The sequence below is a fragment of the Streptomyces sp. URMC 126 genome (assembly GCF_051386555.1).
Lineage (GTDB): Bacteria > Actinomycetota > Actinomycetes > Streptomycetales > Streptomycetaceae > Streptomyces.
This window is the reverse complement of record NZ_JBPQTX010000293.1, coordinates 1-8910: the sequence shown is the minus strand read 5'-3', so window position 1 is coordinate 8910 and position 8910 is coordinate 1. Positions and strand designations below refer to the sequence as shown.

Annotated in this window: 8 protein-coding genes; 4 read left to right on the top strand and 4 right to left on the bottom strand. The window is 74.8% G+C overall.

The genetic code is table 11. The annotated features are described in order from the left end of the window. Positions 1 to 189, bottom strand: a 189-nt coding sequence (locus ACSNOK_RS26850) for a hypothetical protein (protein WP_436783359.1), incomplete at its 3' end; no start/stop codon positions are given. Between the two features lie 532 nt (positions 190 to 721). Between ACSNOK_RS26850 and ACSNOK_RS26845 the strand changes: the two genes are divergently transcribed. From ACSNOK_RS26845 to ACSNOK_RS26835, 3 genes are all read left to right on the top strand, one after another. Next, on the top strand, positions 722 to 2971 hold the full coding sequence (locus ACSNOK_RS26845) for a trypsin-like peptidase domain-containing protein (protein ID WP_436783358.1): 2250 nt from the start codon (positions 722 to 724) through the stop codon (positions 2969 to 2971). A gap of 106 nt (positions 2972 to 3077) precedes the next feature. Continuing rightward, positions 3078 to 3515 carry a sec-independent translocase gene (locus ACSNOK_RS26840; RefSeq protein WP_436783357.1) on the top strand — a complete coding sequence of 146 codons (438 nt, stop codon included), beginning with the start codon at positions 3078 to 3080 and terminating at the stop codon, positions 3513 to 3515. Between the two features lie 115 nt (positions 3516 to 3630). Beyond that, entirely contained in the window at positions 3631 to 4422 is a 792-nt protein-coding gene (locus ACSNOK_RS26835; protein ID WP_436783356.1) for a hypothetical protein, read from the top strand. 155 nt (positions 4423 to 4577) lie between these two features. On the opposite strand, the gene ACSNOK_RS26830 is transcribed toward ACSNOK_RS26835, so the two are convergent. The 3 genes from ACSNOK_RS26830 to ACSNOK_RS26820 are packed head-to-tail and all read right to left on the bottom strand — an operon-like array spanning position 4578 to position 7685. Beyond that, positions 4578 to 5735 (bottom strand): Mrp/NBP35 family ATP-binding protein, encoded by a 1158-nt coding sequence (locus ACSNOK_RS26830; protein ID WP_436783355.1) that lies wholly within the window; start codon positions 5733 to 5735, stop codon positions 4578 to 4580. A 41-nt stretch (positions 5736 to 5776) separates the two neighbouring features. Beyond that, complete coding sequence (locus ACSNOK_RS26825; RefSeq protein ID WP_436783354.1) at positions 5777 to 6349, bottom strand: DUF1003 domain-containing protein; 573 nt, start codon at positions 6347 to 6349, stop codon at positions 5777 to 5779. Next, positions 6339 to 7685 (bottom strand): magnesium transporter MgtE N-terminal domain-containing protein, encoded by a 1347-nt coding sequence (locus tag ACSNOK_RS26820; protein ID WP_436783353.1) that lies wholly within the window; start codon positions 7683 to 7685, stop codon positions 6339 to 6341. The genes ACSNOK_RS26825 and ACSNOK_RS26820 overlap by 11 nt, the downstream gene beginning before the upstream one ends. 156 nt (positions 7686 to 7841) lie before the next feature. On the opposite strand from ACSNOK_RS26820, the gene ACSNOK_RS26815 reads away from it, so the two are divergent. Next, entirely contained in the window at positions 7842 to 8672 is an 831-nt protein-coding gene (locus ACSNOK_RS26815) for a hypothetical protein (RefSeq protein ID WP_436783352.1), read from the top strand. The last annotated feature ends 238 nt before the right edge of the window (positions 8673 to 8910 follow it).

Here is an 8910-nt window from a genome sequence, read left to right as displayed (position 1 = left end):
GGACACCGCCCCGCCGGGTACGTACCCGGCGACCCCGCCGCAGGGGGCGCCTACGGCACCCTCGCCGCAGGACGCCGCCGCGTCGGAGGCGCGCGCGGGCGCGTCGTTGCCGGAGGCGGGAGGTCCGACGGCTTCGACGCAGGGAAGCGTGCCGCAGGGCGAGCGCTCGGCGGCTTCCGCCCGGAACACCGCGCCGCAGGGGGCGCCCTCGGCGCGCTCGCCGCAGGACTCCGCCGCACAGGAGGCGGGTACGGTCGCGTCGTCCCCGGACGCGGGGCATCCGACGGCTTCGGCGCAGGGGAGCGCGTCGCAGGGAGAACACTCGGCGGCTTCCGTCTCGAACGCCGTTTCGCAGGGGGCGCCCTCGGGGTCCTCGCCGCGGGATGCTGCCGTGTCGGAGGCGCGCGCGGGCGCGTCGTTGCCGGAGGCGGGAGGTCCGATGCCTTCGGCGCAGGGGGCCGCGCCGCAGGGAGCGCACTCGGAGGCTTCGCCGCAGGACGCCGTTCCGTCCGGAGCCCGGGCGGACGCTCCGTCTCAGGGTGCGGTGCCTCGCGCGGAGCGCCCGGCGGCCTTCGCCCAGGACACCGGTCCGTCGTCAGAGCGGCTGGCTCAGCCGGGCGATTCGTCCCGGGAGAGCGCGCCGCGTGATCCCGCCGCTTCGCCCGAGGACGTCGTCCCGTCAAGGGAGCGCACGGCCGCGTCGCAGGGCATCGTGCCACCGGTGGGGCACCCGTCCGCCCCGCCGCAGGACGCCGTGCCTCCCGGCTACGCCGTCCCGTCGTCGGAGCCGGAGCCGGCGCGTCCCGCCTCGCAGCCGTCCTCCGCCGCCCCCGGCCCCAGCCAGGACGCCTCGCGCCCTCCGGCGGCCCTCACGGGGTCCTCGGAGGCTGGTTCTCCGGCCGCCGGGCCGCAGCCGTCCGTCGGTGCGTCCCCGGACGCCGGTGCCCCGGCGGGCGAGCGTTCCTCCGGGCCCGCGCCGGATGCGTACGCCCTGAAGCCGCCCGCCGAGCCGACGCGGCCCGCGGAGGCGGGGGCGCGCGCCCCGGCCCCTGGCGCGGACGGGCGGCCGTCCGCCGCCGCCGGGCTCTCCGTCGCGCCGGAAGCGCACCGGTCCGCCGCCGACGCGGCGTACGCACCCGCGCCGGCCGCGTCGGGCCCGGCGGATGCCGACCCCTCCGTACCCGCGCCCGGTGCGCCCACCCCCGCCGTGGGGCAGGCCGCCGACGACACCGCACCGCTCCCGCTCACCACGGACGGGAGTGCGGACCGGCGGAGCCAGGCCACGAGCGGCCACCCGGCCGTCCTCCCGCCTTCGGCCGCCGGCGACACCGCGCCCGCGCCCGAGGCGGCGGATGCGTACACCCTGGAGCCGCCCGCCGCGTCGGCTCCGGCGGGGCACGGTGTGCAGCCGCCCGTGCCCGGTGCTCCCGCCGAGGCCGCGTCGGCCGCCGCGCACCGGGAGCCGCAGGCCGCCCCCGACGCGCGGCGCGCGTACGGCTCCGCCGCTCCGGCGGGCGGTCCGGTGCCGGCGGCGGGACACGGCGCGCAGCCGCCCGTGCCCAGTGCACCTGTCGAGGCCGCGGCGGACGACGCGCGGCACGCGTACGGCTCCGCCGCCCCGGCGGGCGGTCCGGCGCAGGCGCCCGGCCACGGCGTGCAGTCGCCCGTGCCCGGCGCCCCCGTCGCGCCGCACCCGTACGCGCCCGTGCCCGCGCCCGTCGGGTACGGGTATCCGGCGGCCCCCCTGCCCCCGGCCGGGCACGGCCCCGGCCCCGGGCTGCCGCCGGGCCCCGGTGGGCCCTGGCAGTACGACCCGTGGGCCGCGGCGGGCGGCCGGCGGCCCGAGGAGAAGGCGGACGGGAAGCCGGTCAGCCGCTCCCGCATCGTCACCGGCGCCCTGATCGTGGCCCTGGTGGCCGGTGGCATCGGCGGCGGGATCGGTGCCTGGCTGGAGCGGGACGGCGGCCCGGGCCATCGCGTGACGCTGCCCCAGGCGCCCGCGGACAAGTCCGACCGCGACCCGGGCAGCATCGCGGGCATCGCCGCCCGCGCCCTGCCCGGCGTGGTGACCCTGCACGTACGCGGCAGCGGCGGCCAGGGCACCGGCACGGGCTTCGTCCTCGACACCAAGGGCCACATCCTCACCAACAACCACGTCGTCGAGCCCGCCGGCGGCAGCGGCGAGATACAGGTGACGTTCAACGGCGGGCAGACCGCCAAGGCCACCGTCGTCGGCCGGGACAGCGGTTACGACCTGGCCGTCGTCAAGGTCAAGAACGTCTCCGGCCTCACCCCGCTGCCGCTGGGCAACTCGGACTCGGTGCACGTCGGGGACTCGGTCGTCGCCATCGGCGCCCCCTTCGACCTGGCCGGCACCGTCACCACGGGCATCATCAGCGCCAAGGCCCGTCCGATCACCGCGGGCGGCAAGAAGGGCGACGGCAGCGACGTCAGCTACGTCGACGCCCTCCAGACGGACGCCCCGATCAACCCGGGCAACTCCGGCGGGCCGCTCGTGGACTCCCGGGGCCGGGTCATCGGCATCAACAGCGCCATCCGCTCGGCCGGCGGCTCGTCGGAGTCGGGCGGCCAGGGCGGGAGCATAGGCCTCGGCTTCGCCATCCCGATCAACCAGGCCAAGCGCGTCGCCGAGGAGCTGATCAACACCGGCCGGGCCACCCATCCGGTGATAGGTGTGTCACTCGACATGGAGTACCAGGGCGACGGCGCCCGGGTGAACCCCAAGGGCGGCAGCGGCACCCCCGTGACCCCGAACGGGCCGGCCGACAAAGCCGGCATCGAGCCCGGTGACGTGATCAAAAAGGTCGACGACGTGCCCGTCCACAGTGGTCAGGAGCTCATCGTCAAGATCCGCAGCCATCGGCCGGGCGACCGGCTCGCCCTCACCGTCGAACGCGACGGCAAGGAGCGGACCATCCGGATGACGCTCGGGACGGCCAGTTCGAGCTGACCCTTGGCCCGATGTTGGCCCGGCCGTCTCCCGCACCCCCCTCCGGGCCAGGTACCGTGAGAGGCGGCCTGAACCCCTGGGCCGCCCACGCATCAAGGAGCTGCAGGTGCTCGACATAGGACTTCCCGAGCTGATCGCGCTCGTCGTCCTCGCTCTGCTCATTTTCGGTCCGGACAAGCTGCCGAAGATGATCCAGGACGTGTCGCGCACCCTGCGCAAGCTGCGGCAGTTCTCCGAGAGCGCCAAGGAGGACATCCGCTCCGAGCTGGGTCCCGAGTTCAAGGACTTCGAGTTCGAGGACCTCAACCCCCGGACCTTCGTCCGCAAGCACGTCCTGGACAAGGACGAGCTGGGGCTGAAGGAGATCCGCAACGGCTTCGACTTCCGCTCCGAGATGTCCGAGTTGTCGGGGGTCACCGACGCGGAGCACGGCCGCGATCCGGAGCCGGCGGCCCCGCAGCCCTCCGGCGGTCCGGACCTGCTCAAGAAGAAGGGGCCCGTCCAGCCGGGCGAGCGACCTCCGTTCGACTCCGACGCCACCTGAGCCACGCCTGCGGTGCGCCATTGACGCGGGTGGCTATCCTCCCCTTGTCCGGGTCGACGGCGCTCGCCGGAGCGGCAGGCCGGGCACGACGGGGCAATGAGGAGGCGCCGCGCAGATGGAGACCACCAGCCGGGCAGTGACGGCCGGAGCGCCCGCCAGGGAGGCCCTCCCCGGGGGACCTGACGAGCCGGAGCGGGCACCCGGCGAGCGGCGACCACTCGACGGTTATCTCCAGGCGGCGTTCCCCTGGTACGGGCTGGACGGCACGTTCACCGGCCGGCGCTGGCTGCTGCAGGTCGGCACGGCCGCCGACGGCACGGTGGAGCACGGGGCCACGGGCCACGGCGCGGAGCCCATGCTGCGCTCGGGCCGGCCGGCCCGGCCCGGCCGGACCCCCAAACCGGACCGGTTCGACAAGGCGGGCACCCTCTCCGACGGCCAGCGCTTCGCGGTCGTCGTGACCGTCGCCGGGCGCCCGGTGCGCCGCAGCGCGGACGGCACGGGCGTACTGGAGGCCACCTCGGTCTCCTCGGCGGCCTGGCTCGCCGGCGCCGGCCTCCTCGCCTGCACCTGGCCCGCCCGGATGGAGCGCGCCCTGCGGCAGAACTGGCTGGACCAGCAGACGGCCCTCGCCTGGGAGCTCGCCGATCACCTGGACGAGGCCCCCTGGTCCACACTCTCCCTGCCGGTCGACGGGGTGTCCGCCGATTTCCGCTACCGCGAGTCCGAGTACGGCTGGGTGCTCGCGGGCTCCGCCCCGCACGCCTGCGGCCACGGCGGCGACGGCGCCTCCTGCGGGGCCGGCGGCTGTACGGGCGGGGTGCACATCGGCGCGTACGGGCGCGGGATGAGCGCCTACGGAATGGGCTTCGCGGTCATCGAGGACATCGCCTCGTACGCGGACTGAACGGACGGGACGGGCGGACGGGCCCGCGCCCCGACGCGGCTCCGACGAACCGGAGCCCGGACGGGACCCTGAACCCGGACGGGACCCTGAGCCCCGACAGGACGCCAAGCCCCGAGAGGACCCCGCGCCCCGCCGGAGCGGGCTTCGCCCCCGCCTCAGAACTTGTTGCGCGGCGTGATCCCCAGCGACAGCCCCGACAGCCCCCGCTGCCGCCCCCCGAGCTTGCCCGCGATGGCGCGCAGCGCGCTGCCGGCCGGCGAGTCGGGGTCGGTCAGCACCACGGGCCGGCCCTCGTCGCCGCCCTCGCGCAGCCGGACGTCGATCGGGATCGAGCCCAGCACGGGAACGGTGGCACCGGTGGTGCGGGTGAGGCCGTCGGCGACGAGCTGGCCGCCGCCGGTGCCGAAGACGTCGACCATCTCGTCGCAGTGCGGGCAGGGCAGCCCGGACATGTTCTCCACCACGCCGACGATCTTCTGGTGCGTCTGCACGGCGATGGAACCGGCCCGCTCGGCGACCTCGGCGGCGGCCTGCTGAGGCGTCGTCACCACCAGGATCTCCGCGTTGGGCACCAGCTGGGCGACCGAGATGGCGATGTCGCCGGTGCCCGGCGGCAGGTCGAGCAGCAGGACGTCGAGGTCGCCCCAGTAGACGTCCGCGAGGAACTGCTGGAGCGCGCGGTGCAGCATCGGGCCGCGCCAGACGACCGGCGCGTTGCCGGGCGTGAACATGCCGATGGAGATGACCTTCACGCCGTTCGCCGACGGCGGCATGATCATGTTCTCGACCTGGGTGGGGCGGCCGTCGGCGCCCAGCATGCGCGGCACCGAGTGGCCGTAGATGTCCGCGTCCACGACGCCGACCTTCAGCCCGTCGGCCGCCATCGCCGCCGCCAGGTTGACCGTCACCGAGGACTTGCCGACGCCGCCCTTGCCGGAGGCCACCGCGTAGACCCGGGTCAGCGAACCGGGCTTGGCGAACGGCACCTCGCGCTCGGCGACCCCGCCGCGCAGCGTGGCGGCCAGCTCGCGCCGCTGCTCGTCACCCATCACGTCGAGCTCGACCGTCACCCCGGTGACGCCCGGGACGCCGGCGACCGCCGTGCGCACGTTCTCGGTGATGGTGTCCCGCATGGGGCAGCCGGCGACCGTCAGGTAGACCGCCACCGCGACCGAGCCGTCCGCCGCGATGTCGACGGATTTCACCATGCCCAGTTCGGTGATGGGCCGGTGGATCTCGGGGTCGTTCACCGTCGCGAGCGCGTCGCGCACCGCCTCTTCTGCGGGGACGGTGTCAGGGGTCTCGGTAGCCATGCCCTGATGGTACGGCGGACCCCCGACACCGGGGGAAGCCGTCAGCGGTCGCGTTCCTCACTCTCCTCGGGGAATATCCGGCGCTGTTCGAGCTCCTTGATCAGGTCCTGGAACTCGGAGCGGATCCAGTCCCGCGTCGCCACCTCGCCGAGCCCCATCCGCAGCGCGGCGATCTCCCGCGTCAGGTACTCGGTGTCGGCGATGGACCGCTCGTTCTGCTCCCGGTCTTGCTCCAGGTTGACGCGGTCGCGGTCGTCCTGGCGGTTCTGCGCCAGCAGGATCAGCGGGGCAGCGTAGGAGGCCTGGAGGGAGAGCATCAGGGTCAGGAAGATGAAGGGGTACTGGTCGAACCGCAGATGCCCCGGGGCGGTGGTGTTCCACACCACCCACAGCACGATGACGACCGACATCCAGACGATGAACCGGCCGGTGCCCAGGAAGCGGGCGATCTCCTCCGAGGTCCTGCCGAACGCCTCCGGGTCGTACTCCGGCAGCCAGCGGCGCCGCTTCTGCTGCGGCTGGTCCAGCCGGACGCGCTGGGCGGCCGCCGGGGCGGATCGTTCCTTCGTCCGCTCACGCGGCAGGCCGTGCTCACGGCCCCGGTCAGTTCCCATCCCTCGCCTCCCCCGGTTCGTCCGTCCCGTCGGCCCCGTTGGTCGCGTCTGCCTCGTCGGGCCCCGCCATCGCACTCATACCCAGAGCCCCCTGGTGCAGCTCCGTCTCGCGCCAGTCGTCCGGCAGCAGGTGGTCCAGCACGTCGTCCACGGTGACGGCGCCCAGCAGCGAGCCGCCGGCGTCCACCACCGGTGCCGCGACCATGTTGTACGTCGCCAGATAGCTGGTCACGGCGGGCAGCGGAGTGTCCGGGGGCAGCGGGCGCAGATCGGTGTCGGTGATCGAGCCGACGAGCGTGAACGGCGGGTCGCGCAGCAGCCGCTGGAAGTGCACGGTCCCGAGGTACTTGCCGGTCGGCGTCTCGTCCGGCGGCCGGCAGACGTACACCTGGGCGGCGAGCGCGGGGGAGAGGTCGGGGTTGCGGACCCGGGCGAGGGCGTCCGCGACGGTGGCGTCGGGCCGCAGCACGATCGGCTCGGTCGTCATCAGACCGCCCGCCGTCCGCTCCTCGTACGCCATCAGCCGGCGCACGTCCGCCGCGTCCCCCGGCTGCATCAGGGTGAGCAGCCGCTCCTTGTCCTCCTCGGGCAGCTCCGAGAGCAGGTCGGCGGCGTCGTCGGGGTCCATCGCCTCCAGGACGTCGGCCGCGCGCTCCTCCTTCAGCTTGCCGAGGATCTCGATCTGGTCGTCCTCCGGCAGCTCCTCCAGGACGTCCGCGAGCCGGTCGTCGTCGAGGGCGGCGGCCACCTCGGCGCGCCGTTTGGGGGACAGGTGGTGCAGGACGCTGGCGAGGTCGGCGGGGCGCAGCTGCTCGAAGGTGGCGAGCAGGCTGGCGGCGCCCTGCCCGTGCTCCTCCAGCGAGAAGCCGGTCACCGCCGACCACTCGACGGTCAGCGTCTCCCCCTTGCGGCGCAGCGCGCCGCCCTTGCCGCGCCGGACGAAGACCTTGTCGATCTCCCACTCGCGGCGGGCGTGGAGCTGGGTGATCGACACGTCGAGCACGGTGACCTCGTCCCCGGTGGCCACCAGCCGCACCCGGCGGTCCAGCAGCTCGCCGAGGACCAGGGTCTCGGTCGGACGCTGTTCGAAACGGCGCATGTTGACGACGCCGGTGGTGACGACCTGGCCGGACTCCACGCCCGTCACCCGGGTCATCGGCAGGAAGATGACGCGCCGGCTGACCACCTCGACGACCAGCCCCAGCACGCGCGGCGGGCGGGCGCCGACCCGGAGCATCGCCACCACGTCGCGGACCCGGCCGACCCGGTCGCCGTTCGGGTCGAACACGGCCACCCCGGACAGGTGCGACACGAACACGCGGACGCTCGCCGCCACGCCGCACACCTCCTTCACGGACCGACCCCGGCCGTTGTCCGGTTCAGGCTAACGTGACCGGCCGCGGGCTGCCGCTCCGCGTTACCGGTGGCGGTCCCGGTGCGGGAGGGGCACGAGTACGCTGCCGTATCCAGTGCTGACAGGAGGCAGGAGCAGGTGCGAACCCGGAACGCGGCTCTCGTGGGGGCCCTGTGCGTCGGGCTGTCCACGGGCCTGGTGGCCTGCGGCGGCAAGGAGGACCCCGACGCGGGCACCAACGGCGTGGGCCGGCTCAAGGCCGCGGCGATCCAGGACAAGGCCCGGGAGGCCGCCCGCGCCGCCGACGCCGTCCACCTGTCCGGGAACATCGTCAGCCAGGGCCGTACCTACCGGATCGACGTCCGGCTGACGAAGGACGGCGGTAGCGGCAAGGTCACCTCCGGGGACCTCGCCTTCGAACTGCTGCGGGTGGGCGAGGAACTGTTCGTCAAGGCGGACGCGGCGTTCTGGTCCCGCGGCGGCGCGGGCGCCCGCCCCGGCGGCGGCCCGAACCCCGTGCCCGCGCCGGCCGCGGGCGGGAAGGCGAAGGGAAACACGGGGGGCACGGGGGACAAGGGGGGCAAGGGAGACCTCGCCACGGCGGCACAGAAGCTCAACGGCAAATACGTCAAGGTCCCCTCCGGCGACCCCGCCTACCGCCAACTGCGCGGCTTCACCGACAAGAACACCCTGCTCGACGGCCTCCTCGGCCTGCACGGCAAACTCCTCCGCGGCGACCACGGCACGGTCGGCGGCACCCGCTCCATCCGCCTCACCGCCGGCGACGCCCAGGGCTCCGGCGGCACGCTCGACGTCTCCCTCGACGGAACCCCCTACCCGCTGCGCCTCCGACGGGCGGGCGGGGCGGGGGAGGTTGAGTTCGCCGACTGGGGCAAGCGGGTTTCGCTGCGCGTGCCGGAGAAGAGGCAGACGCTCGATTACGGCGAGCGGCTGCCGGGTGGGGGGTAGCCGGGGGGACGGCTCCGGCCGTCTCCTCCGCGCGGTCTGGCGAGCTTGGGCTCGGCCGGTCTCAGCGCCTCCCCGGGGCCTGTGCGGCGTTAGGTTACGGCCGCCACCCCCTCAGCCCGTCCGGCGTTTGAGGACAGCGCGCGCAGCGCGCTTCAGGGGGTGCGGGGGCTTGCCCCCCCGAGAAACGGTGAAAGGGCGGGGCCGGGGCGAGCACCTCCGCGCGGGCCGGTGACGGCGC